The sequence below is a fragment of the Nocardia cyriacigeorgica genome (genome assembly GCF_029868385.1).
Taxonomy (GTDB): Bacteria; Actinomycetota; Actinomycetes; order Mycobacteriales; family Mycobacteriaceae; genus Nocardia; species Nocardia cyriacigeorgica_F.
The window spans coordinates 46,412-70,204 of record NZ_JARWNX010000037.1; the positions used below are offsets into that span (position 1 = coordinate 46,412).

Below are 23,793 nucleotides of genomic sequence, written 5' to 3' on the forward strand. Positions count from 1 at the left end.
TCACGGCTACGCCCTCAGGTTACTCCGGCAAATCGCCCGAGCCGGGCATTCGCGGCTCCGATCGCGGCGTGTGGCCGCGCGTGACGCGCCGTGGAAAGGCCGTGCGGATTACCGCGCGCACCTGCGCGCGGACTACCGTCGACTCATGCGGAAGACGCCTCTCGTCCTGTTCGCGGTACTGGCTGCCATAGCGACCGGTTGTTCCGGCGGTGACGGCGGGAATTCGGCCACCTCCCGTCCGGTGGCGACCGAAGCGACCGCCGGTGCGACGCCCGGCGCCACCACCACCGACGAACGCGACTGTTCCGCCGACTATCTGGCGAAGTTCACGCCCCGCCAGAAGCTCGCCCAGCTACTGACCGTCGGCGTCAACGGCACCGCCGACGCGCTGGCTGTGGTGCGTGATCACCAGGTCGGCGGCATCTTCATCGGCGGCTGGACCGAGCAGTCGATGCTGGCCGACGGCCAGGTGGAGCAGGTCAAGGTGGTCGCGAACGCGCCGCTCATGGTCACCATCGACGAGGAGGGCGGCCGCGTCTCACGAGTCAGCGATCTGATCGGTGCGGCGCCCTCGGCGCGCGACACCGCGCAGACCATGACCACCGACGAGTTCTACAACGCGACCCTCACGCGGGGGCAGGCGCTCAAAGACCTCGGCGTGACGGTGAATTTCGCGCCCGACGTCGATGTGAGCAGCCAGCCGGACAACTCCGTCATCGGCGACCGTTCCTTCTCCGACGCTCCGATGGTCGTCACCGAATACGCGGGCGCCTATATCCGCGCCATGCGTGAGGTCGGTGTCGGCACGGTGATGAAACATTTCCCTGGTCACGGCGCTGGCTCGGGTGATTCGCATCTGGGCGCGGTGCGCACTCCGCCGCTGGATCAGTTGCAGAATCGCGATCTGGTGCCGTTCCGTGATCTGGTCGGTTCGGGTGCGGCCGTCATGGTCGGCCATCTCGACGTCCCCGGTCTGACCGAGCCCGATGTCCCCGCCAGCATCAGCCCCGCCGTCATGGACCTGCTGCGCAAGGGCACCGGCTACGGCGCCGCCCCCTTCGACGGCCCCATCTTCACCGACGACCTCGGCGGCATGGCGGCCATCACCAACCGCATGACCATCGCCGAAGCGGTGGAAGCCGCACTGGTCGCCGGTGCCGACAACGCGCTGTGGATCACCACCGACGCCGTCCCGCAGGTCCTCGACCGCCTCGAGCAGGCCGTCTGGAGCGGTCGCCTGCCGATCGCCCAGGTCGACGCGTCGGTCCTGCGTATGGCCTGGTTCAAGGGCGCGCCGCTGCACTGCTGAGCGTCATACCTGGTGAGTGCGGTGCTGCCACTCGCTGCTGCTCTGTCTGTGCTGCCACCCGTCATCGCCCCGCCGCCTGCCCCACTCTGCCGCCTCGGGCCGCGCTATCGGCGACGTCGCTGCTGACCGCGGCGCGTCGCTGACCCCACCTTGGTGCTGCCACCTTCGTTCTGCCGCGCGCCCTGACATTGCTGCCCTGGACTGTGCTGCTGTCCGCTGTCGTAGCCGCCGATCGCAGCCGCGTCAGTGTCGGCCCTCATGGCCACCACCTGTCGCGCCGTAGCAGCCCGCCGTTGCCGTCGCTGGGAATCTCCGACCGCAACCGTCGCATAGACTCCTCGACGCGACACGGCATCTTCGCCGTGTCTGCGCCGCCACCGATTGGTGGTATCCGGCCTGCGACGCCCCCTCCGAGCCGATCTGGGCGACTGCTGGGCAAATCGATCCGAGAAGAACTTACCTTGGAGTAATATAAGAGGCTCACCCTGTAGTAGGAGAGCGGATGGCGGGCGGAACGAAGCGACTTCCTCGGGCGGTTCGTGAGCAGCAGATGCTCGACGCAGCCGTCGAGGTGTTCTCGCGTAAGGGTTTCCACGAGACGTCCATGGACGCCATCGCGGCCGAGGCCAAGATCTCCAAGCCGATGCTGTACCTCTACTACGGCTCCAAGGACGAACTGTTCCGCGCCTGCATCCAACGCGAGGGCCTTCGCTTCATCGAATCGGTCGCCCCGGCCGGAAATCCGCTGCTCAGCCCGCATGAGCAGCTGCGCACCGCGCTGGAGGGCTTCCTCGGCTTCGTCGACCACAACCGTCATTCCTGGCAGGTGCTCTACCGCCAGGCCATCGGTCAGCAGGCCTTCGCCTCCGAAATCGAGAACGCCCGCGAGCGCGTCATCGAGCTGACCGCCAAACTCCTCGAATCCAGCGCCAAGCACGCCGACCCCGGGACGAACTTCGATGTCGTCGCCGCGGCCGTCATCGGTGCGGGCGAAGCCATCGCCGATCGCGTCGCCACCGGCCGCATCGAGGTCTCCGAAGCCGTCGACCTCCTCGACGACCTGGCCTGGAGCGGCCTAGCAGGCCGCAAAAAGGCCGAATAACCCACCCGCACCTGCGCGAGTGGCACCTCAGTGCGGGCGCTACTCGGGCGAAACGCCGCAGCCAGGTGCCACTCGCGGCTGGTTTGTTGGGTGGTGGCTTGGGGAATGGTGTATGGGGTTGCCGCGCAGCGCGGTTGGTGCGAGAGTTCGATGCGTTCTTCGGGGCCGGGGATTTCGGCAAAATTTGTGGAGGGGATGTTTGTTCGGGTTGCTGAAGCCGTGCGCGCACAGCGCGGCGAAATACGGGGTGGATCCGGGGCAGTGGCAGGCGCATATGTGCGGGCTGTGTCTCGGCCTGCGCGACGGGCACGGGCAACTGGCCCGCAGCGCCACCAATACCGATGCGATCGTGCTGAGCATGCTCACCGAGGCGCAGCAGGCGGGCGAGGCCGAGCGGGTCACCGCCGGGCCGTGCGCATTGCGCGGAATGCGGCGAGCGCAGGTGGCGACCGCCGGTTCGGCGGGAATCATGCTGGCGTCCACGGCATCACTGCTGCTCGGCTCGGCCAAGATTCGTGACCACGTCGACGACGGTGACACATCCGTGCTGACCCGGCGCCCGATGGCGAAGGTGTCGAGCCGCTGGGCCGATGGCGCCCGGCGGCAGGCGGCGCTGATCGGCTTCGATGTGGAACCACTTGTTACCGTGCTGAATTCGCAATCCGAGCTCGAACGTCGCGCGCATACCCTCACCCTCGACGAACTGACCGTTCCGACCCAGGTGTGTGCCGCCGAATTCTTCGCGCACTCCGCCGTATTGGCCGACCGACCCGCCAATATCGCGCCATTGTGTGAGGCCGGAAAGCATTTCGGCCATATCGCACATCTCGTCGATGCCATCGAGGACTTCGATACCGACCGTGATCGCGGCCGGTTCAATCCGCTCGCCGCCACTGGAACCGACCTCGCGCAGGCATACGACCTGCTGCACCAGTCGAATTCTCGCCTACGCGAGTCGATCGAGACGACAGGCCTCGCCGCCGAACCCGCTGTCCGCTGGATGTTGCTCGACCCGCTGCGCAGTCTGGTGCGCCGCATCGGACGCGGGGTCGGCTCGGTATCGGCGCACGCCTGCTCGGGGCGTGAGCCTGCCGAAGTCCCGCACGCCGAGGACGGTCTGCTCATCGGTCACCAGCAGGTAGACGCGGTGACCCTTTCGTCGCCGGAATCCGCACGGCGGGCGCGCAGACAGGACACCGGCCATCGCCCGCCGACCCGCCGCCCCGGCATCGGCGAGGCGCTGCCCGCCGTGCTCGGTATCTACTGCACCGGCTACGCGTGCTGCGCCGACCACACCAACCCGTGTAATGGCGAACGCCGCCCCGCCTGGTGGAAGGAACACCTCGGCGAGTGCTGCGATGGCGTCGACTGCTGCTCGAACTGCGGCGGCGAAGGCGGCTGCTGCGATGGCTGCTGTTGCTGCGACGGGTGCTGCTGCGACTGCTGAAACCCAAAGCGAGGGCCGTGCACCTCGAAAGATGCACGGCCCCAGTCGATTCCGCTGAATCCTAACTCAGCGCAACGTCGCCGTCAGATGCGGGAACCCCTTCTTCGGATTACGCAACGCCAGATCCCAACCGCCATCGGCCTGATCGGCGTACAGGTTCACCGTCGAGGGCAGGAAGATCGGCTTACCGAACTTCACCGAATAGGTGACCTGCTCCGGGATCCGGCCTTCGATCGAGCCGAGAACCATTGCCGCCGACCACATACCGTGCGCGATCGCCTTCGGGAAGCCGAAGGCCTTGGCGCCGAGCGCGGAGGTGTGGATCGGGTTGTGGTCGCCCGATGCCGCCGCGTAGCGGGTGATCGTCGGCTGATCCACGCGCACGGCGCGCAGCGGGGGCGGCGGCACCTCGTCCGGTTTCGGTTCGGGCTTCGGCCCGCCCGACAGCGAGGTGCGCTGCTGATGCAGGAAGGTGGTGACCTGACGCCACACCAGCTCACGACCCACCCGGATCTCGCTGATCGCGTCGACCAGTAGACCCTTCGGATGCTCACGCAGGTTCTCGATATGGGCGGTGATGTCGAGCGGTTCGCTCACCGAGATCTCGCGGGTGCGCTCGATGACGTTCTCCGCGTGCACCGCGCCCACCGCGACGAACGGGAAATCGCGCTGCACCACCAGCTGCATCACCACCGGGAAAGTGAGGATGAACGGGTAGGTCAGCGGCAGCGAATCACCGAACCGCAGCCCCGTCGCCCGGCAGTAGGCGGCCAGATGATCGGGATCGACCCGCACGCCCTCCAGCTTGATCTCGCGATCGGGCAGCGTGGGTTTGCGCGCCGAGACCAGCGGCAACGGCACCGAACCGAGCGCCGCCTTCAAATACAGCTTGCCGTTCTTCGGCGCTTCGGTGAGCGTGATCGTCTCGGTCATCATGCTCCGATCAGGCTCTGACCGCAGACGCGAACCACATTGCCGGTCACCGCGTTCGACGCCGGGCTGGCGAAGAAGGCGATGGCCTCGGCCACGTCGACGGTCTGGCCGCCCTGGAGCAGCGAACTCATCAGGCGACCGGCCTCGCGGGTGCCCAGCGGGATGGCGGCGGTCATCGCGGTCTCGATGAAGCCGGGGGCGACGGCGTTGATGGTGATGCCCTTCTCGGCCAGCTTCGGCGCTTCGGCGTTCACCATGCCGATGACGCCCGCCTTGGAGGCGCCGTAGTTGGTCTGGCCGCGGTTGCCCGCGATGCCAGCGATGGAGGACACGTCGATCACACGGCCACCGGCCTTCAGCGCACCGGAGGCCACCAGGCCCTCGGTGATGCGATGCGGAGCGGCGAGGTTGACGCCGATGACCGAGTTCCAGCGGCCCTCGTCCATGTTCGCGAGCAGCTTGTCGCGGGTGATGCCCGCGTTGTGCACGATGATGTCGATCCCGCCGAAGCGTTCGGTGGCGAATTCGGCCAGCTTCTGCGCGGCGTCGGGGGCGGTGACGTCGAGCGCGAGCGCGGTGCCGCCCACCTTGTTGGCGGTTTCCGACAGCGCCTCACCGGCGGCCGGGATATCGGCGACGATCACCTGGGCGCCGTCGCGGGCGAAGACCTCGGCGATGGTGGCGCCGATACCGCGCGCGGCACCGGTGACCACGGCAACCTTGCCTTCCAGCGGGCGATCCCAGCTGGCGGGGGCGGTGGCGTCGTCCTTGCCGACCCGGATGACCTGGCCGTCGACGAAGGCCGACTTGGCCGAGAGCAGGAACCGCAGTGTCGATTCGAGGCCGGTGGCGGCGGGGGAGGCGTCGGGGTGCAGATACACCAGCTGGGCGGTGGCGCCGCGCAGCAGTTCCTTGGCGACGCTGCGGGTGAAGCCTTCCAGCGCGCGCTGGGCGATCTGTGCGTCGACGCTCGAGGTGAGTTCCGGCGTGGTGCCGATGACGACGACGCGGCCGGAGGCGGCGAGGCTGCGCATGGCGGGCTGGAAGAACTCGAACAGCTGCGACAGATCATCGATGGAGCCGATGCCGGTGGCGTCGAAGACCAGCGCGCCGTACTTGGTGCCCTGGGCCGGGGTGTCGGCGAAGGTGTAGTCGGTCAGCAGCGCGCGGACCGGTTCGGCGACCCGGCCCTTACCGCCGAGCAGTACCGGGCCGGGCAGGGCGGGTTCGCCCTTGACGTAGCGCCGCAGGGTTTCCGGCTGCGGCAGGCCAAGCTTGCTCGCGAGGAAGGCGCCGGGGGCGGAGTGGATGAACGATCCGTAGAGGTTGGGTGCACCCTTGCTCTTGGCTGCCACGATTCCTACCTTTTCTGTGCTCGATGTCTGGAATGTCGGTGCGTCCCCCTGTTTGCGCTCGCATCACTCCATAGGCTGCCTGACCAGCGGCGCAGGCTCCGCCCGTGAGGTGCGCGAGCGCACAATTGCGGGGTGCGGTATCGACAACAAACTTACTCCAGAGTAAGTTTAATGTAAACCGATTGCGACCGGGTGTGGAAACGTGTGGAGGGGTTCCGCACCGGCACCCGGGCCGCGCCGGAAGATCCCGACGAGACCTTGGAGACTCGAGTGACCAGCAAAGCCCGTTCGACGAAGAGCACGGCCAAGACCACCAAGCAGCCACGTCCGGTCGCGATCGTTGGCGGTAACCGGATTCCGTTCGCTCGTTCCGACAAGGCGTACGCCCACGCCTCCAACCAGGACATGTTCACCGCCGCGCTGGACGGCCTGGTCAGCCGATTCGGCCTCCAGGGTGAGCGTCTCGGCATGGTCGTCGGCGGCGCGGTGCTCAAGCGGGTCGGCGAGCACGGCATGATCCGCGAGAGCGTGCTCGGGAGCAAGCTCAGCCCCTACACCCCCGCCCACGACCTCCAGCTCGCCTGCGGCACCGGCCTCCAGGCCATCGTCACCGTCGGTGATGCGATCGCGGCGGGCCGCATCGATGCGGGCGTCGGCGGCGGCACCGACACCACCTCGGACGCCCCGATCGGCGTCAGCGAGGGCATGCGCGAATGGATGCTCGACGCCAACCGCGCCAAGACCAACAAGGACCGGCTGAAGCTGGTCGGCCAGCTGCGCCCGAACATGCTCGGCATCGAGATCCCGCGCAATGCCGAACCGCGCACCGGCCTGTCCATGGGTGAGCACGCCGCTATCACCGCCAAGGAGTTCGGCGTCGCCCGTGAGGCTCAGGACGAGCTGGCCTATCTGTCGCACAAGAACATGGCCGCCGCCTACGACCGCGGTTTCTTCGATGATCTGATCACCCCGTTCCTCGGCCTGACCCGCGACGACAATCTGCGCCCCGGTTCCTCGATCGAGAAGCTGGCCACCCTGAAGCCGGTCTTCGGCGTCAAGGCCGGTGACGCGACCATGACCGCGGGCAACTCCACCCCGCTCACCGACGGCGCCTCCGCGGTGCTGCTGTCCAGCGACGAATGGGCCGCCGAGCGCAACCTGCCGGTGCTCGCGCATCTGGTGGACTCCGAGGTCGCCGCCGTCGACTACATCCACGGCCCCGACGGCCTGCTGATGGCGCCCACCTACGCGGTGCCGCGCATGCTCGCCCGCAACGGCCTGACTCTCCAGGATTTCGACTACTACGAGATCCACGAGGCCTTCGCCTCGGTCGTGCTGGCCACGCTCCAGGCCTGGGAGTCCGACCAGTACTGCAAGGAACGTCTGGGTCTGGACGGCGCGCTCGGTTCCATCGACCGCAGCAAGCTCAACGTCAACGGTTCCTCGCTGGCGGCGGGTCACCCGTTCGCCGCCACCGGCGGCCGCATCGTGGCCTCCACCGCGAAGATGCTGGCCGAGAAGGGCTCCGGCCGCGCGCTGATCTCCATCTGCGCCGCGGGCGGGCAGGGCGTGGTCGCGATCCTGGAGCGCTGACCTCCGGCCCCGCCAGCGGGGTGCGTCGAACCGCTCGGGCTTCGACGGCGCACAGCTGACCCAAGGGTTGGTACCCGGCATTCCGCCGGGTACCAACCCTTCGTGTTGTCCGGGGCGGCTCGCCTGATCCAGCTTCTTCGCTCGGCGGCCGAACCTCATGCGACGATCGGCTCGCCATCGGGGTCGAGGCAAAACGATCCGTCGCGACGGCTCTGCGAGGCCGTACGAGCCGTGTTCGAACCGACCCCATTCGGCGTTACCGATTTGTGATCCTTCGCATCGCCGCAACCGGGCCGACTGCCGATGTTTGCTGCGGTCCCGCACCGATCTGTTGGCAATTACCAGGCAATTCCGTTCGATTCCGCCCAATTCGCGACCGGTGCCGTCGAGTGCGTGGCAGGGTTGCATACGCCGGTCCGGGTGTGTTTACCTGCTCGTAACCTGCTGGGCTGTCGGGGTCGAGTGGTGATTGATCGGTGTTTCGGCATCCGACCGGTCTGTTCGGAATGTGGCTATCCGCGGGAAATGTGCTGTCATCGCGCATTTCTTGAATTCGAGTTCAAGGAAATCGAGCGTGCGGAGAGGAAGGCTGAACGGCTGATGCGTATCGGGATGGTGCTACGCGCGGCGGTGGTGCTGCTCGCGGCGGCGGTTGGGCTCGGGCTGGCCACGGCACCCGCCACGGCAAGCGAACTCGACCGCTATCTGGACCTACCGCTGGTCAACCGCAATGCCGAGGCCGGGCCGGGTGGCGTGCACCCCGATCTCCCCTATGACGCGGCCCAGTTGCGCGGCCTGCTCGACCAGGCGCGCTCCCAGGGTGTCGCACCGACCCGCTATGCCGCCCTGCTGTACCAGTACTGGCTGGTCGACGCGACGAACAAGGCCGGGATCGACCTGCGCTCCTGGAACCCACGCGACAGCGTCGAAGCCAACCGCCAGAACCTGATCAAGTCCTACCGCTACTACGAGGATCTGCAACTGGCCCACCGCGAATTGCAGTGGGCCGGGATGGGCGGGCAGGTCGGCGCCGATTTCGGTGGCGGTCTCATCGATTTCGAGCTGATGAGCAATATCTACTCGCTGCCCGGTCTGTCCGAATCGGCCCGCGGCGTGATCGGCGCGGTCGAGCAGGCGGCGGGCCCGCAGGCCGTGGCCATGCTCCCGCGCGGGCTGGCCGCACTCGCCGAAGCCGGTCCGCAGATCACCCCCGAGGACCTGCACTACATCATCGGGATGATCCTGGTGATGCAGAAGAACATCTTCTCCGACCTCATGCCCATGCACGACGCCTACGTCACCGAGGGCCTGCCCGCGCTGGAAGAATTCCAGGCCGCAGGACTCTTCGGCGCCGACATCATGAACGCCTGGCGCGATGTGGCCTCCGGCGATCGCGACCGTATCGCCGCCGGTAACGCGACCCTGCTGCGCCGTGAGCAGGAATGGGCCATCGGCGGGCAGTGGGACCGGGTCCGCGAATACAAGGGCGCGGTCGGTGAGGCCATCACCTATGTCAGCGGCGCCGCGGGTTCGCCATCGGTGGCCGGTGTGGCGCCGCCGCGCGAATTCGATCCGGTGCGTATTCCGTTCACGATGGCCGACGGCAGGCCCGCGCTGCTCACGATGCCGCTGCCGGACTGGAACTGGTCGGTGCTCGACGCCCGCTGGGACTACATCACCACCGAACTCCTGCCGAAATACAAGTGGCAGGTCGAAAACAATTGGCCCGCTTTGGAAGCGGTCATGCGCACACCATATGAGGTGCAGATGGAATCGCATCGTCCGTTGATGAATATTCCGCAGCTGCTGGATTCGGCGGTGCGGCAGTTGCAGGTGACGCCGGTGGGCGCGGAAATGGCGGTGAATTGAGATGCGGGCCGAACGAGATATGCGCGGAATCGATGTCGCGCGCCGCCATGCGGTCGGTCGTCGCCGGAGCAGGTCCGCGGCGGTGCTCACCGCGGTGGTCGGGATCGTCCTCGCGGTAGTCGCTGGTTCCGGGATCGCGCTCGCCCAGCCCGAACCCGCGCCACCCGCACCGTTCACGCCGCCGCGCACCCCCGGACTCGGTGAGGTGTTCAACGGTTACGTCATCGGTTCGCTCCAAGGCGCCACCGTCGCATCGCCCGAGGAAGTGTTCCGTGGACTGCGCGCCGACGACCCGTTCTATCAGGAACCACCGCTCACCGGCGACGAGAAGCCGGGGACGGTCCTGAAATCCAAGAAGGTCGACGTCCTGTTCACCGGTGTGAAACCGGCGAATCTCGACGCCTACAAGCTCATGTACGTCACCACCGGCGTCGACGGCGTCACCCCCGTGATCAGCACCGGCATCCTGATGATCCCCGTCGACGGCAAGCCGAACGATCAGCGCAAGCTCATCTCCTATCAGGAGGCCAACGACAGTGTCGGCGCGTCGTGCCATCCCAGCACCCAGTGGACCGGTGGTGCGCCGATGGACGGTGCATCCTGGTCGGCGCTCGGACCGTTGGCGATGCTGTTCGGCAAGGGCTACGCGGTGATGATCTCCGATGTCGGTAATGACGCCGACCGTCGCCCGCACGGTGTGTTCGCGGGCAAGTTCGCCGCGCACGCGCAACTCGACGGTGCGCGGGCTGCGCTGAATTTCGGTGAGGCGAAGCTGGACCCGAAGGCGCAGGTCGGCCTGTTCGGTATCGCGGGCGGCGGCGTCGGCGCGGGATTCTCCGCCGAACTCCAGCCCACCTACGCACCCGAGCTGGATGTGAAGGCGACCGTGCTGGAAGGCATGGTCGTGAAACCACGCAACTTCATGCGCGTCGCCGACGGCTCGGTGGGTTCTGGTTTCGCCTTCGCCACCCTGCTCGGCCTCGAGCCCTGGTATCCCGAGATGAAGATCGACGAGAAACTCAACCCCGCCGGTAAGGCTCTCGCCGACTTCTTCCGCACCCAGTGTCAGACCCCGGCGTACTTCGGGCTCCCGTTCGTCCCGCTGAACATGCTGTTCACCTCGGGCCTGAACCCCGCCGACGAACCGGCCTTCCAACACGTCTACGACGACAACATCCTCGGCCACGCGGGCACCCCGGATTCCAAGGTCCTCATCACCTCCTGCGCCGCCGACGATTCGTTCATGTCGCTCGTTCCCGCCGCCGACTCCCGTGAGTTGGCCGACATCTATCGCGGCAAGGGCACCGACGTCACCTACGCGCCGTCCGATTGCAGCATGGTCCGCATGATCACCGACCTCTACGGTTGGGGCACCGATCTTTTCGGTATGCAGACCATCGACTGGCTGGATGCGGCTTTCGACTGACGCGTCAGTTCGAGCACCGGCGTACGCTTCCACCTCGACGAGCACATTGGGTTCGACGAGATGAGCAGTAGGCCGGAACCGTACCGCGCGGACCCGTGGATTCAGGAAGGTCCACAGCGACACCGTTCATCCACCGAGGAAGCGCAACAGTTCCGCCGTGACGAACTGCGGGTTCTCCTCGACCAACCAGTGCCCCGCATTCGGAACATCCACCGCCCGAACGATATTGGTCATGCGCGGGCCCGCGGTGGCACGAACCGCTTCGATCTGTCCCTGCGCGGCCATGAGTAGGGCCGGGACCTGCGTCGGCGGGGCGGACACGGTGTCGCGCACATCCTGGTCCAAAGCGCGATACAGCCCGAAACCTCCGGTCAGTGCCTCGGGTCGGCTGTAGGTTCGTGCGTACTCGTCGATCTCGGCGTCGGTGAACGGTGAACGATCCGAGCTGCCGCCGAACGCTGTACCCCCATAGGAGACCCGGGGATAGAACAGCGCGAGATACTCGCGGACGTCGTCGCCGACGATCGCCTCCGGGACCTGCCGCTGGGAGTGGAAGGCGATGTGCCAGCTCATGGATCGGTAGGTGGACGCGTCGATGCCGGGGCCGGGCAGCGGCAGATCGAGGTAGGCGAGGCGGGCGGTATCGGCGGGGAATTGCGCGGCGTACTGGAACGCCACCGCCGCGCCGAAATCGTGCCCCACGACATTGGCGTCGCGTATCCCGAGCCGATCGGCGATCAGTGTGTGCACATACCGTGCCAGGGTCGCCTTGTCGTATCCGGTGGGGGAGCCGGTGCTGTCACCCAGTCCGGGCAGGTCGATGGCGTAGACGGTGTGGTGCTCGGCGAGCGCGGGCATGATCTCCCACCAGCCGTACCAGGTTTGCGGCCAGCCGTGGATCAGCACCACCGGTGTGCCGCTGCCGCCGGTCACATAGTGCATCCGCACGCCGTCGACGTCGGCGAATTCGTGCCGGAAGGTGCCGTCGAACCTCGGATCGCCCTGCGTGGCGGCGGCGTACGGTGGCGTGTTCTCGGCGGTCGGCGTCGAGCAGGCCGCGGAGCCGATCGTGAGCAGGAGGGTGAGGGCGACGGTCGCGGCCGTGCGGGCGGATCGGTGTGCTGACCGTTGGAGTGTCATGACCATGAATTCCTGTCCTGGAGAAGGGATCAGCGTCCGATGGATGCGGCGTCGGGTTGCGTTGCCGGTGTGGCATCCGGTCGCATCGCGCAGGTGGATGAGCGCAGCCGATGCGTAGTGCGACGCGTTCGCGGCCTGGACCACTGGCCGTGCCTGCTATCGGACGTGTTCCAGTCTTTCCGGGTACACCATGATCTGGCACGAAATCTTGCGGTTTCGGCAAGATGGAACCGTGGACGAAACAGACGATGTGCTCGACGCGGTCGGCCCGCGACTGCGCGCGTTGCGCCGCGAACGCGGCTTCACCCTCGCCGACCTGGCTGCGAAAACCGGGGTTTCGGAAAGCACCCTGTCCCGGCTCGAAAGCGGCCTGCGCCGCCCGAGTCTGGAACTGCTGCTACCCCTATCACGCACCTACGACGTCCCGCTCGACGACCTCGTCGGCGCCCCACGCACCGGCGACCCCCGCATCCACCTCAAGCCGATCCGCCGCTCCGGGATGGTGTTCATCCCGCTCACCCGGCGCCCCGGCGGCGTGCAAGCGTTCAAGATGATCATCCCCGCCCGCCCGCACCCACAGGAGCCCACACCGAAGACCCACGAAGGCTTCGAATGGCTCTACGTCCTCAACGGCCACCTCCGCCTCCTCCTCGGCGACCGCGACCTCACCCTGCCTCCCGGCGAAGCCGCCGAATTCGACACCTCCATCCCGCACTGGCTCGGCACCGCCGACGGCGAGGTAGTGGAATTGCTCATCCTGTTCGGCCTGCAAGGAGTACGCGCGCACGTACGGCCCGGAACCCAGCGGTCATCTCCCGACCAGGGCATATGACGAACTCGGGTCAGTTGATCCCGTCGTCCAGCTCATCCCACGACACCGATACGTCGAACGGGACCAGGGTTTCGATGGCCATCCCACCTCGGGTGCGGCCTACTGGTGTCCCGCCTCATATGAGCCGCCAGCTCGCCTGCGGCTGCACAGAGGTCCACCGGCGGGCGTAGGTCTCGTACGGCTGGGTGGTGATGATGTCGGCGGCTGGTAGGACGAGGTCGAAGGCGCCCGTGTCGAGGTGGGTGAGGGCGGGGAGGATGACCGCTTCGGCGCGGTGGGTGTAGATCAGCGCGAGGAGATGTTCGGTGCGGTGGGTGGTGGCGGCGGTGTGGTCGAGCACGTCGGCGATCAGGGTGTAGCCGAGTCTGGTTGCGCGGGAGGCGATCTGGGCGCGGTCGAAGGCGGCGGACGCGCCGGACAGATCGCTGCGCAGATAGCCGACCGCTGGGGCCGGGTCGTCGTCGTTCATATCGTCAGTGCTCCAGGTAGAGGCGTTCGCACGGCAGTCGCGTCAAACCAGTTGTGTCGCCGGGGATGATCTCGGCCGGTTCGTTGTGACGGGCGCGCCACTCGCGCAAGAAGGCGGACGCGGCGCAGGCGCGGGCCGCGAAGTCGAATCGCGCCGTGCAGGACGATGCTCAGGTGGACGTCGGGTTCATCGGGCCGTGGAGTCATGGAACGGGCCGATCGGCATCGCGTTCGAGCATTCGCAGATCGATCGTCCGCGCGGGCAGACAATTGCTGAGAACGCTGATGACCACCGCCCCCGATGGCCGGAACGGGTCACGCGGAGGCTCGACCCAATAACGCAGCGCCAGTGGCGGATCCGCGGGCGACGGCAACCCGATCCGACAACCGGTGCGATGCACCGAGATGTGCGCCCGGAACAACTGCCCGAACAGCGCGGGCGAATCCGGGATATCGGCCTTCACCAGGAAGGTCCAGGTCCGCGACCGGGGATGCGAGACGATCGGGCCGAGTGAGAGCTGCCGCCTCTGCAACTCGTCCCGGACCGCCTGCCCCAGCGTGGCGCCCATGCTGATACCCCACACGGACCCCGCCGTCACCGTGATCCGCCCACTCGGCGGATGCACAACGGCCGGTAGGCCACACGTGCGGCGATAGAAATTGCACCTGGTGAGGGGTATGTCGTCGAACGCTGGTTGCTCCATGGGCCTGCTTCCCCTGTCGTATCGGCCGAGCTGAGAACCACTGGTGACACTGACAGAAGGATATACAACTTAAGTTAAGGCATCAAGCAAATGGGAGATGTTGGACTTTGGTCGTTCGCTTTGTCGGGTACTGTGATCGTGACTCAACCGAATGGGCAAAGGATCGGGATGGCACCCAACTCACCGACTGTGGCCAGCTGGGAACTGATGCTCCGAATTCGTGAGCAGGCCAAGGCATCCGGCGTGAAGGCCGGTGTGATTCACAAGGCGCTCGACATCAGTGCTGCCTACTGGTCGCAGGTGTCCAATGCGCGCGGAGTGCTCACCGATGACAAGCTGAGGCATCTGGTCGAGCTACTCGAGTTCGAATCCGACGAGCGGGACGAACTCTTCACGCTGAGGACGCTTGCGAAGGGGCGGGGGTGGTGGGCTGAGTATTCGGCACTCTTCGACGCCGACCTGATGCGGTTCTACGGCCTGGAGGCCGGTGCCCAGAGCATCAGAAGCTTTGAAAGCGGAGTGATTCCCGGTCTTCTCCAGTCGGAGGACTACATTCGGGCGTTGATGTCGGCGATCGTCGCGACAGGGCGTCCCACCGAAGCCGAGCAGCGTGTGCGGGCGCGACTGCATCGTCAGCGCCGACTCGACGACGATGATCCGCTTCGGTTGTCGGTAGTCGTCGGCGAGGCAGCGCTGATGCAGCAGGTCGGCGGCCCGGATGTATTGCGAGAGCAGCTACGGCATTTGCTGGCGCTGGTCGACAAATATCCAGACACGCTCGACTTACGTGTGATCCCCTTCGATGCGAAGGGCTCGACCGCGGGGCTCAACGCGGCGACGTTCCACCTCCTGGATTTCGCCAGCGTCCGATTGCCGACAATCGGCTGGATCGAAACCGCGATCTATGGCGAGATCGCCGACGACCCCAAGCGAGTGGATGCGCTCGAGTACCTATACAACCAGGTCAAAGCCGCTGCGCTGGACCAGAGCGAATCATCGCGGCTGATCGACAGGACGGCCAGTCGGATAAAGTAGCGACCGTGTCGAGCACAGGTTGGTACAAGTCCACGTTCAGCGGCAGCGACAAAACATGCGTCGAGGTCGCCCACCGGACCACCACCGTGCTCATCCGCGACAGCAAATACACCGGCCCCACCTCCACCCAGCCGATTATCGAGGTCCCCACCACCCACTGGCGCCAACTCCTGGACCTCGCCCTGGCCCACACCCCGGGCACCCTCCCCGGCATCCTCACCCTCACCGTCGACCCCGACTGCCACGCCACCCTCACCACCCCCTCGGGCACCGAACTCACCTACACCCCCGCCGAATGGGACGCCTTCACCAAAGGCATCGCCGACGGCCAATTCGACTTCTCCTGAATTTGTCTGCTCGGCCGAATTGCGTTCGGACGGCCGCGTTCGTAGTCCCGCAGTCGACCATCGGGTCCGAACCAGATCGGCAGCTTCACGGAGCGGCGGGAGGGGATCGAGGCCGAAGCTCGGCGGCATGGTGTTGCTGGATGCTGGATCGGTGCACCGCCGCGTCCAGCTGCGTGCGCAGCGTGGTCGGCCGTTCGGTGAGCGGGTCGCGTGGGCGGCGTTGGCGCTGCTTTCCGGGCGTCGGGCCGATTGGATCTCGGCTTCGGAGCTGACCCGGCTCACCCACCGGCTCCGACGATCGGACGCCACCGACGTCGCGCTCCTGACCCGGCGTCGTGCGGTGGTCCACCGTATGAGCGGCTGGACGAATCGAGGCGACATCGGCGGATACTTGGTGGCGAGCGGGGTGAGTGCGCTGCGCCGGGGCGAAACCGCCGCAAGATTCGAGCTGGGATCGGCTGGCGCCATCGTCGCCGACGGTTATGTCCTCACTGCCGACTTCGCTTCACTGACTGCTGAATTCGGGCTGGTAGACAATGCGGACGAAGGGGACATTATCGTGCGAACGGTGACGATCCCGGACGCTTTCGCCGCGGGTGATACACCAATCGCCGCCGTGGCCGCCGACCTGATGGATTCCCTCGACACCCGCGAGCGCAGTGCGGGTACGCGAGTGCTGCAACAGCTGCTCGATGAGTTCCGGTAGCGAGGGCCGCCCGTCAGGATTTCGACCGAGGGCGCGGCGAGTCGACCCGCTTTGTACACATCCGCCTGCGTGATCCGGCGCAGTCCTTCCAGGGACCTCATTCGTTGGCGCCCAGCGAAAGTCCCAGGACGTCGGCAACCGTGGCTACGGTCGAGATGCTGGTGGATCCGGTGCCGCATGAATGGGCAATATTCTGCCGGTCAGCCCCCGGTTTGGCTCGGTAGGGGCCAGCTTGGCGCTCGATCGGCAGGATTCTGCCGCTTCCTGAATTCTGGGCGGGCCGAATGACAAGTGCATTCCCGCATCCCTCACCCCTCCCGATGCTCCGCGTACCACCGATCGATCAACGCCGGAAGCTCTTTCCCCATCCACACGAAGAACTCGTGCATATCTCGCACCCGCGTCGCCTCCGCACTGTCGGGGTCGGTGAAGAGGGCGAGGCCGCGGGCTGTCATGGCGGTGAGGTCTTCGTATTGGGTGGACTGCTGGCGGGTGAGTTCGGGGAGGACGCCTGAGCGTAGGACGTAGTAATCCTTGCGGTCGCCCGGTTTGGAGACCTTGTCGACCCAGCGCATGGTGGTGAGGTTCTTGAGGGCATTGGAGATGGAGCCCTTGGATGCCTGCAATGCTTCGGCGATCTGGGCGAAGGTCTGTTCGGGGGGTGTGCAGACCATCAGCCAGCCCATGGCGCGGCCGGTCATGCGGACCAGGCCCATGCGTTCGAGTACGAGCGCGAAATCCTCGACGAAGGCCAATTGCTCCGGGGTCGGGGCCGCCGGGTCGTGTTCGGAGCTGGTCATCGGTCGAGTATCCCTTTCGGCTGGAGGAACAGAAAAACGGGGCGAGCCGCCACGGCCCGCCCCGTGCGCGGAGTTCACACCGCGAGGTCCCGACGGTCGAAGCTCACCACCGCGAGCACCAGCGCCGCCGCCGCGGCCGCGGCGAGCACCGCCAGATGCATCCCATTCCAGCCGTTGACCAGCGGAGAATCACCGTTGGCGTAGTAGAACGGCGAGAGCTTGCGCAACCAGTCGCCGCCGAGATTGTTGGCCAGGTATCCACCCACCGCGAGCAGCGCCGCCACACCGAGGGCCAGCGATCGCTTCCCGGTCGCCGCGCCCACCAGCAGTGCCACCGTCCCGGTGAGCAGTGCGAGCAGGCCGAGTCCGGCGCTGGCAGCGATGATATTTCCGGTCTCCACGTCGAGTTTGCCCGCGTTCGCGCCCGCGATCACGCTCACCGTGAGCACCGCGGTCACGATCGCGATCTGCGTGGCGAGTGCGGCGAACCGCTGAAGCAGCAGACTGTTTCGGCTGATCGGCTGCGCGAGAAGCAGGTCAAGTGTCCCGTTCTCCTCCTGCGTCGCCGATCTGGTGGCGATGGTGACCGCGAAGATCAACATCAGCAGCAGACCCATCAGCGAATACACCGTGGAATTGAGAAAGCCGGTGCCGCTGGCGAAATCGCTCAATCCCATCGCGTCGTACATGCTGTTCTGCTGGATATCGAGCGAGCCCTGCTCTTTGAGCGATTCATAGGAGGGCAGGTAGAGCGTCGGGACGACGGCCAAACCGGCCGACCAGCCGATCAGTCCGCGCCGCTGGTCTTTGAGCGTCTGGGTGAAAACCGTGCGCTTCATGGCGAATTCTCCTGTGTGGAAAGCGAAGTGATGGTCAGCGGCCGTAGAGGGCGAAGAAGATCTGTTCCAGGTCGGGCTCATTGGACAGCACACTGACCAGCTGATACTTGGCGGCGACCTTGAACAGCGCGTCCACTTCACCCTCGGTGGTGCAGCGCACGGTCGCGCCGTCGATGGTCAGATCGTGCACACCGGGCAGGCGGGCGAAATCGTCGGCGAAGATCTCCTCACCGAATGTCAGTTCGACCGAACGCGGTGAGCGCCTGCGCAGATCCTCCACGTTCTCGGTGCCGAGCAGTTTCCCGGCGCGCATGATCACGGCGCGGTCGGCGGTCTGCTGCACCTCGGTGAGGATGTGCGAGGACATGAACACCGTCTGCCCGTTGTTCTTGGCTTCGGTCACCAGATCGAGGAAACGCTGCTGGAGCAGCGGGTCGAGGCCGGAGGTGGGTTCGTCCAGGATCAGCAGGTCGGGCTTGTGCATGAACGCGGCGATGATGCCGACCTTCTGCTTGTTGCCCTTCGACATCGAGCCGACCTTCTTGGACAGATCGAGGTCGAGCAGTTCGGCCAGTTCCGCGATTCGCCGCTGCGGTACGTCGCCGCGCTGGTCGGCGAGAAAGGTCAGCAGATCGCGCGCCGAGTCGCGCCCTTCGATCGCCAGCTCACCGGGCAGATAGCCGATCCGCTGACGCAGTTCGGCGCCACCGGATCGTGGGTCCGTCCCGAGCACCTCGACGTAGCCCGAGGTGGGTCGGATCAGGTCGAGCAGGATTCGGATGGTGGTGGACTTGCCGGCTCCGTTGGGGCCGAGAAAGCCGAACACCTCGCCCGCATAAACCTCCAGCTCGAGATCGGTGAGCGCGATGTGCTTGCCGTAGTGCTTGGTGAGGCCCTCGGTGCGGATGGCGGCGGTGGTCATGGTGCTCCTTGCAGAGGATTCCGATAGCCGTTCAGCCCTGCGCGTTTCGCAAGGATTGATATGTTCAGTAAAGACTGAACACAAAGAACATGTCAACACTTCGTGCGAGCTTTCGCTCACCGACTACCGTGATCTGCCGTCTACCTGCGGCTGTGTGCTGACGCCACCGGATCGCCGAGCTGGCGGCGGTCGGGAATCAGGCGTGCACGGGGGTCGACGGCGCGGGGCCGAGCGTGCCGTGCAGATTCGCGATCACCGTCCGGCCGAGGGCGTTGTTGCCCACACCGCCGATCACCGCGCCGATACCGGCCGGAATCACCTTGCCGAACATGAGCACACCGCGTTTCACCAGGTACTGCACCAGGAAACGCTTCATGGGCGAGTCGTCCATGCGGTTGAGGCCGGGAATCCAGTTGCCGAGCGCGTCCGCCCACTTACCGGCCGCATGACCGGCGGTCTGCCCGAGCGCTTTGGTCCCGGCCTGACCGAGTACCACCGCCGACACCAGGCGACCGTCCAGCACTTCGTCGGGCGTCATCTCGTAGACCGCCGCCGCCCCGGTGGTCAATACGCTCGACGCTTCCAGGAACACCAGCGTGTCGGCGCCCGTCGCGAACAGCGCCACCACCGTCCCTACGCCGGGAACCGCCGCACTCAACCCGACGCTCACCCCGCTCACGGTCACCGCGATCAGATAGTGCCGCTCCAGCCGCCCCACGATCTGCTCGGCCGACTCCTCCGGATGACGCCCCCGCACCCACTCCGCATACTTCGCCACCACCGGCGCCTGCGCATACGCGGCCCGATCCAACGCCGACACCACACCCTTGTCGAGGAATTCCCGCAGCATAGAACCAGCCTCCTAGCCTTCCGCCGCAGCACAGCGGACGTCGGTACCCAGAGTCGACACGTGCCCCGCGCCGATCGTCACGCCCCCGAGCCGATGACCTCCATCACCCACCCCACCGGTCGCGCCGAATATAGCCGACCACACCGGTGCCGATAGGTAGACGCGCAGTTCAGAAAGGGGATCCCTACGGCAGCTCGTTGTGGCCGCCGAAGGCTTTGCGCATGGCGGAGAGCATCTTGTCGGCGTAGTGCGATTCGCCGCGTGAGGAGAAGCGCTGGAACAGGGCGGCGGCGAGGACGGGGACGGGGACGCCGATGTCGATGGCGGCGTCGACGGTCCAGCGACCTTCGCCGGAATCGGAGACGCGGCCGTCGAAGGAGTCGAGGTTCGGGTCGGCGTACAGGGCGCTCGCGGTGAGGTCGAGCAACCAGGAGGCGACCACCGAACCGCGCCGCCACACCTCGGTCACTTCGGGGATGTCGATGTCGTATCGGTAGTACTCGGGGTGCTCGAGCGGAGTCTGTTCGGCCGAATGCTCGGCGTCGTGGCGTTCGGCGCCGTAATCGGCCTTGTGCAGGATGTTGAGGCCCTCGGCGTAGGCGGCCATGGCGCCGTATTCGATGCCGTTGTGCACCATCTTCACGAAATGCCCCGCACCCGCCGGACCGCAGTGCAGGTAGCCCTGTTCGGCGGGGGATGGCTCGCCGGTGCGGCCGGGGGTGCGCGGTGCGGCATCCACACCGGGGGCGATGGAACGCAGCAGCGGCTCCAGGTACGCCACCTGGTCGGCTTCGCCGCCGATCATCAGGCAGAAGCCGCGGTCCAGGCCGAATACGCCGCCCGAGGTGCCGATATCGAGGTAGTGGATGCCTTTGGGGGTCAGCCGCGCGGCGCGCTGGATGTCCTCGTGATAGCGGCTGTTGCCGCCGTCGATGATGATGTCACCGGCTTCGAGCAGTTCGGCGACCTCATCGATCACCGCGCCCGTCGCACCGGCCGGGATCATCACCCACACCACGCGCGGGGTTTCCAGCTTGGCGATGAACTCGGGCAGCTCGGTGGTGCCGGAGAACGAGTCGCCCAGTTCGGCGCCGAGTTCATCGATCAGCGCGGCGTGACGTTCGTACCCGACGGCGGTGTGCCCATCTCTGACGATCCGGCGCACGAGATTGGCGCCCATCCTGCCGAGGCCGATCATTCCCAGCTGCATGCCATCCATCTCCTCGTTCGTCGTCAGCCCTGGTCGAGCACGATTGTCCCGCGCCGGGAGAAAAAGATGTCGTAAGGCGGTGTAACGCGATGAGTGCGGCGCCGATAGACAGATCGGCTCCGTGTAGTTGCCAGACCCCCGACCCGGCAACTGCACGGAGCCTTTTGGTGTGCGAACCGCAACTTTGCCCGTTGTTTGCCGGGTTACCGTCCGGTGTGATCTGCGCGGCACTGACGCGGGTGACGCCGACCGTTATCGTTGGGCGGAGCGCGCACCGCGCGAGAACCATGCAACCCGATGTGGGGAGGACGATTCGTGACCGGCGAGTCGAACACCGGACGCGGCGACAGACCCGAGCCCGCCCGCCGCGCACAGCCCACCAACAGCGGGCTGCGCCAGTTCCTCGAATCGGCCCGAGCCCAGCAGCAGCAACAGCGCCGCGAGGCAGCGCAGGCTCAGCAGCCGCACGAGACTCAGCAGTCACTCGGGGACCATCGGCCTCCGCAGCACCAGGATTCACCGGATGCCACCGGACTAAACCATGCGACGCCTCCTCCCCCCGACAACCCGCGGGCAGGCAATGACAACCCCCGAATAGGCAGTGCGCCGTCGCCCCAGGATTACGCGACGCAGCGCCTACCCGTTCCACCGAATCATGCCGCTCCGTCGACCGAACCGCTGCGCGAAACGGCCCGCGCCGCGACCCCGAACGAGCCGCACGGCCACGACATCGGTGATCTGGACGATCCACAGCCGACCACCCGGTTCGCGCCGATCACCGGCGACCGTCCGCCCCACTCCGCCCCGCCGCCCGAATCGGACGCACAGGCCCCGCTGCGCGGTCTCGCATCGGCCGGTCCCGATCCCGTACGCACACAACACATCCGCGTCCCGAACGGATCAGCGGACGCCGATGGGCAGCAGCACGATCTGTTCACCGCGGCGGCGCCTTCATCCACGAACAACCCACAGTCCACGCTGCGGTTCGCGCCGGACGCCGCCCAGAACACCCAACGGATGGCCCTGACTCCGGCAGAACAGGATTCGTTGCGACATCAGGGTGCCGAGCCCACGCGTCCGACGCAGAGCGCGCCCGATTCGTTCGGTTCCGAGCCCACCGGTGCGCCCCGACCACCTGCTCCGCGCGGGCCGGGTGAGCGTCGCCCGATCTCGCGCTCATCGGAGGAGCCGAAGAAGGGCCACGAGTTCCGCCAGGTCCTCCGATCGCCGAAGGCGCGCAAGATCGGTATTGCCGCCGGTGCGGTGCTCGGGCTCGGACTGCTGGGGTATGTGGCCGATCTGGCGATGTCGTCGGGTGAGGTGCCGCGTGGTGTGGTGGTCGCCGGTGTCGATATCGGTGGCATGGACAAAGCGGCTGCCGATGCGCGGCTGCGCGCGGAACTGGACGGTCGCGCCGACCGGGAGATTCCGGTCACGATCGGCGATGTGCAGACCACCCTTGTGCCGGGCGATGCCGGGCTCGGCGTCGACTGGGACGGCACCTGGGATCGGATCGGCGGCCAGCCGCTCAACCCGATCACCCGTCTGACCTCGCTGTTCGGCACCGAAACCGTCGAGGTGGACAGTGCCGTGGACGAACAGGCGCTCGGCGCCACCCTCGACGAACTCCGGGTGCACGACCGCCCGACCGTCGAGGGCGCCATCGTCTTCGAGAACGCGCAGCCGGTCGCGGTGGCCCCGGTGCCCGGCCGCGTGCTCGATGTGGCGGCGGCGCGCGGCGTGCTGGTCGACGACTGGGTCGCGGGTACGTCGATGAACCTGCCGGTGGTGCCCGCGCCGGTCGCAGTGCGTCAGGACGCCATCGATCAGGCGCTGCACCAGATCGCCCAGCCCGCGGTGTCGGGCCCGGTGGTGTTCGACGGTAAGGGCGGCAAGGCCGTCCTCGCGCCGGAGCAGATCGCCGCGATCGTGTCCTTCGCGCCGGACGGCAACGGCGGCCTCACCCCGCGTATTGATCAGAAGGTCGCCACCGACCTGCTGGCGCCGCAGCTGAAGGAGTCGGAGGTCGAACCGAAGGACGCGACCTTCACGCTGACCGGCAGCAAGCCCACCGTGGTGCCGTCGGTGGTCGGCGACAAGATCAACTGGCCCAAGACGCTCGAACCGCTGTCGACGCTGCTGGCTGCCTCGGGACCGCAGCGCACCGCCGCCGCGGTGTACGAGCGGGTCGAGCCGAAGCTGACGACCGCGGCCGCCGACGCCCTCGGAATCGTCGAGCCCATGGGCGAATTCACCACCGGCGGATTCAGCGGCCCATCCGGCGTGAATATCCGCACCGTGGCCAGGAAGGTCGACGGCGCCGTGGTGAAACCCGGAGACACCTTCTCGCTCAACGAGTTCACCGGCCCGCGTGGTACCGCGGAGGGGTATGTCGAATCCGGCATCATCGATCACGGCCGCCCGAGCACCGCGGTCGGCGGTGGTATCAGCCAGTTCGCGACCACCCTCTACAACGCCGCGTATTTCGCCGGACTCGAGGACGCCGGCCATACCGAGCACAGCTATTACATCTCGCGATATCCGGCCGCGCGGGAGGCCACCGTATTCGACGGTGCGATCGACCTCAGCTTCCGCAACAACACGCCGAACGGCATCTACATCGAGGCCAGCGCCAACGGTTCCCAAGTGACAGTGCGTATCTGGGGCACCAAGACCGTCGAGGTGGAATCCATCACCGGCGAGCGCACGAAGCCGACGGAACCGAAAACCATCACCCTGCCCAAGGGCGACGAGTGCATCGCCACCGAGGGCGCCGACGGATTCACCGTCAGCGACACCAGGGTGATCACCGATATCGCTACCGGTAGAGAGGTTTCGCGCACGACGCGGACCGTGAAATACGATCCGATCCCCATCGTCAAATGTGAGTAGCGGGCCCGGTGCGA

21 protein-coding genes are annotated in these 23,793 nt (G+C 66.6%); 11 read left to right on the plus strand and 10 right to left on the minus strand.

The features are described 5' to 3' along the window. Positions 1-145: 145 nt before the first annotated feature. From QH168_RS07775 to QH168_RS07785, 3 genes are all read left to right on the plus strand, one after another. Positions 146-1,309, plus strand: coding sequence for a glycoside hydrolase family 3 N-terminal domain-containing protein (locus QH168_RS07775; RefSeq protein ID WP_280233830.1), 1,164 nt, complete (start codon positions 146-148; stop codon positions 1,307-1,309). Between the two features lie 502 nt (positions 1,310-1,811). Next, on the plus strand, positions 1,812-2,411 hold the full coding sequence (locus QH168_RS07780; protein ID WP_280233832.1) for a TetR/AcrR family transcriptional regulator: 600 nt from the start codon (positions 1,812-1,814) through the stop codon (positions 2,409-2,411). Between the two features lie 199 nt (positions 2,412-2,610). Further along, positions 2,611-3,858: a DUF5685 family protein gene (locus QH168_RS07785; RefSeq protein ID WP_280233833.1), complete on the plus strand. Its 1,248-nt coding sequence runs from the start codon at positions 2,611-2,613 to the stop codon at positions 3,856-3,858. Positions 3,859-3,924: 66 nt separating this feature from the next. Here QH168_RS07785 and QH168_RS07790 read toward each other — a convergent pair whose 3' ends face one another. After that, positions 3,925-4,794 (minus strand): MaoC family dehydratase, encoded by an 870-nt coding sequence (locus QH168_RS07790; protein WP_280233835.1) that lies wholly within the window; start codon positions 4,792-4,794, stop codon positions 3,925-3,927. Then, entirely contained in the window at positions 4,791-6,146 is a 1,356-nt protein-coding gene (locus QH168_RS07795; RefSeq protein WP_280233836.1) for a 3-oxoacyl-ACP reductase, read from the minus strand. The genes QH168_RS07790 and QH168_RS07795 overlap by 4 nt, the downstream gene beginning before the upstream one ends. Before the next feature lie 270 nt (positions 6,147-6,416). Here QH168_RS07795 and QH168_RS07800 point away from each other — a divergent pair, with 270 nt between their 5' ends. From QH168_RS07800 to QH168_RS07810, 3 genes are all read left to right on the plus strand, one after another. Then, entirely contained in the window at positions 6,417-7,739 is a 1,323-nt protein-coding gene (locus tag QH168_RS07800; protein ID WP_280233837.1) for an acetyl-CoA C-acetyltransferase, read from the plus strand. A gap of 600 nt (positions 7,740-8,339) precedes the next feature. Continuing rightward, positions 8,340-9,608 carry a hypothetical protein gene (locus QH168_RS07805; RefSeq protein ID WP_280233839.1) on the plus strand — a complete coding sequence of 423 codons (1,269 nt, stop codon included), beginning with the start codon at positions 8,340-8,342 and terminating at the stop codon, positions 9,606-9,608. A gap of 1 nt (position 9,609) precedes the next feature. Next, positions 9,610-11,034: a lipase family protein gene (locus QH168_RS07810; RefSeq protein WP_280233840.1), complete on the plus strand. Its 1,425-nt coding sequence runs from the start codon at positions 9,610-9,612 to the stop codon at positions 11,032-11,034. A 126-nt stretch (positions 11,035-11,160) separates the two neighbouring features. Here the strand turns inward: QH168_RS07810 and QH168_RS07815 are convergent, their stop codons facing one another. Further along, positions 11,161-12,174: an alpha/beta fold hydrolase gene (locus QH168_RS07815; RefSeq protein WP_280233841.1), complete on the minus strand. Its 1,014-nt coding sequence runs from the start codon at positions 12,172-12,174 to the stop codon at positions 11,161-11,163. A 232-nt stretch (positions 12,175-12,406) separates the two neighbouring features. Between QH168_RS07815 and QH168_RS07820 the strand changes: the two genes are divergently transcribed. Next, positions 12,407-13,006: a helix-turn-helix domain-containing protein gene (locus QH168_RS07820; protein ID WP_280233842.1), complete on the plus strand. Its 600-nt coding sequence runs from the start codon at positions 12,407-12,409 to the stop codon at positions 13,004-13,006. Between the two features lie 115 nt (positions 13,007-13,121). Here the strand turns inward: QH168_RS07820 and QH168_RS07825 are convergent, their stop codons facing one another. Both QH168_RS07825 and QH168_RS07830 read right to left on the minus strand, forming a co-directional pair. After that, positions 13,122-13,475 carry a hypothetical protein gene (locus QH168_RS07825; protein WP_280233843.1) on the minus strand — a complete coding sequence of 118 codons (354 nt, stop codon included), beginning with the start codon at positions 13,473-13,475 and terminating at the stop codon, positions 13,122-13,124. Positions 13,476-13,677: 202 nt separating this feature from the next. After that, the gene (locus QH168_RS07830; RefSeq protein ID WP_280233844.1) at positions 13,678-14,043 is read right to left on the minus strand and encodes a hypothetical protein; all 366 of its coding nucleotides are present in this window, start codon (positions 14,041-14,043) and stop codon (positions 13,678-13,680) included. A 303-nt stretch (positions 14,044-14,346) separates the two neighbouring features. Here QH168_RS07830 and QH168_RS07835 point away from each other — a divergent pair, with 303 nt between their 5' ends. From QH168_RS07835 to QH168_RS07845, 3 genes are all read left to right on the plus strand, one after another. Continuing rightward, positions 14,347-15,213, plus strand: a complete 867-nt coding sequence (locus tag QH168_RS07835; RefSeq protein ID WP_280233845.1) for a DUF5753 domain-containing protein — start codon at positions 14,347-14,349, stop codon at positions 15,211-15,213. Positions 15,214-15,218: 5 nt separating this feature from the next. Then, positions 15,219-15,560, plus strand: a complete 342-nt coding sequence (locus tag QH168_RS07840) for a DUF397 domain-containing protein (RefSeq protein WP_280233846.1) — start codon at positions 15,219-15,221, stop codon at positions 15,558-15,560. A gap of 220 nt (positions 15,561-15,780) precedes the next feature. Further along, positions 15,781-16,266, plus strand: coding sequence for a hypothetical protein (locus QH168_RS07845; protein WP_280233847.1), 486 nt, complete (start codon positions 15,781-15,783; stop codon positions 16,264-16,266). 308 nt (positions 16,267-16,574) lie between these two features. Here QH168_RS07845 and QH168_RS07850 read toward each other — a convergent pair whose 3' ends face one another. From QH168_RS07850 to gnd, 5 genes are all read right to left on the minus strand, one after another. After that, on the minus strand, positions 16,575-17,066 hold the full coding sequence (locus QH168_RS07850) for a GbsR/MarR family transcriptional regulator (protein ID WP_280233848.1): 492 nt from the start codon (positions 17,064-17,066) through the stop codon (positions 16,575-16,577). Between the two features lie 74 nt (positions 17,067-17,140). Continuing rightward, on the minus strand, positions 17,141-17,905 hold the full coding sequence (locus QH168_RS07855) for an ABC transporter permease subunit (protein WP_280233849.1): 765 nt from the start codon (positions 17,903-17,905) through the stop codon (positions 17,141-17,143). Positions 17,906-17,939: 34 nt separating this feature from the next. Beyond that, a complete protein-coding gene (locus tag QH168_RS07860; protein WP_280233850.1) occupies positions 17,940-18,827 on the minus strand; it encodes an ABC transporter ATP-binding protein in 888 nt (295 codons plus the stop codon). A 196-nt stretch (positions 18,828-19,023) separates the two neighbouring features. Continuing rightward, complete coding sequence (locus tag QH168_RS07865) at positions 19,024-19,677, minus strand: hypothetical protein (protein WP_280233851.1); 654 nt, start codon at positions 19,675-19,677, stop codon at positions 19,024-19,026. Positions 19,678-19,861: 184 nt separating this feature from the next. Then, a complete protein-coding gene (gene gnd, locus QH168_RS07870; RefSeq protein WP_280233852.1) occupies positions 19,862-20,887 on the minus strand; it encodes a phosphogluconate dehydrogenase (NAD(+)-dependent, decarboxylating) in 1,026 nt (341 codons plus the stop codon). Positions 20,888-21,202: 315 nt separating this feature from the next. Between gnd and QH168_RS07875 the strand changes: the two genes are divergently transcribed. Beyond that, the gene (locus QH168_RS07875) at positions 21,203-23,779 is read left to right on the plus strand and encodes a VanW family protein (RefSeq protein WP_280233853.1); all 2,577 of its coding nucleotides are present in this window, start codon (positions 21,203-21,205) and stop codon (positions 23,777-23,779) included. The last annotated feature ends 14 nt before the right edge of the window (positions 23,780-23,793 follow it).

Coding starts and splice junctions, on each gene's coding strand:
- QH168_RS07775 (WP_280233830.1), top strand. CDS start 146: ATGCGGAAGACGCCTCTCGTCCTGTTCGCGGTACTGGCTGCCATAGCG.
- QH168_RS07780 (WP_280233832.1), top strand. CDS start 1,812: ATGGCGGGCGGAACGAAGCGACTTCCTCGGGCGGTTCGTGAGCAGCAG.
- QH168_RS07790 (WP_280233835.1), bottom strand. CDS start 4,794: ATGATGACCGAGACGATCACGCTCACCGAAGCGCCGAAGAACGGCAAG.
- QH168_RS07805 (WP_280233839.1), top strand. CDS start 8,340: ATGCGTATCGGGATGGTGCTACGCGCGGCGGTGGTGCTGCTCGCGGCG.
- QH168_RS07810 (WP_280233840.1), top strand. CDS start 9,610: ATGCGGGCCGAACGAGATATGCGCGGAATCGATGTCGCGCGCCGCCAT.
- QH168_RS07815 (WP_280233841.1), bottom strand. CDS start 12,174: ATGACACTCCAACGGTCAGCACACCGATCCGCCCGCACGGCCGCGACC.
- QH168_RS07825 (WP_280233843.1), bottom strand. CDS start 13,475: ATGAACGACGACGACCCGGCCCCAGCGGTCGGCTATCTGCGCAGCGAT.
- QH168_RS07830 (WP_280233844.1), bottom strand. CDS start 14,043: ATGGGCGCCACGCTGGGGCAGGCGGTCCGGGACGAGTTGCAGAGGCGG.
- QH168_RS07835 (WP_280233845.1), top strand. CDS start 14,347: ATGGCACCCAACTCACCGACTGTGGCCAGCTGGGAACTGATGCTCCGA.
- QH168_RS07850 (WP_280233848.1), bottom strand. CDS start 17,066: ATGACCAGCTCCGAACACGACCCGGCGGCCCCGACCCCGGAGCAATTG.
- QH168_RS07855 (WP_280233849.1), bottom strand. CDS start 17,905: ATGAAGCGCACGGTTTTCACCCAGACGCTCAAAGACCAGCGGCGCGGA.
- QH168_RS07860 (WP_280233850.1), bottom strand. CDS start 18,827: ATGACCACCGCCGCCATCCGCACCGAGGGCCTCACCAAGCACTACGGC.
- QH168_RS07865 (WP_280233851.1), bottom strand. CDS start 19,677: ATGCTGCGGGAATTCCTCGACAAGGGTGTGGTGTCGGCGTTGGATCGG.
- gnd (WP_280233852.1), bottom strand. CDS start 20,887: ATGCAGCTGGGAATGATCGGCCTCGGCAGGATGGGCGCCAATCTCGTG.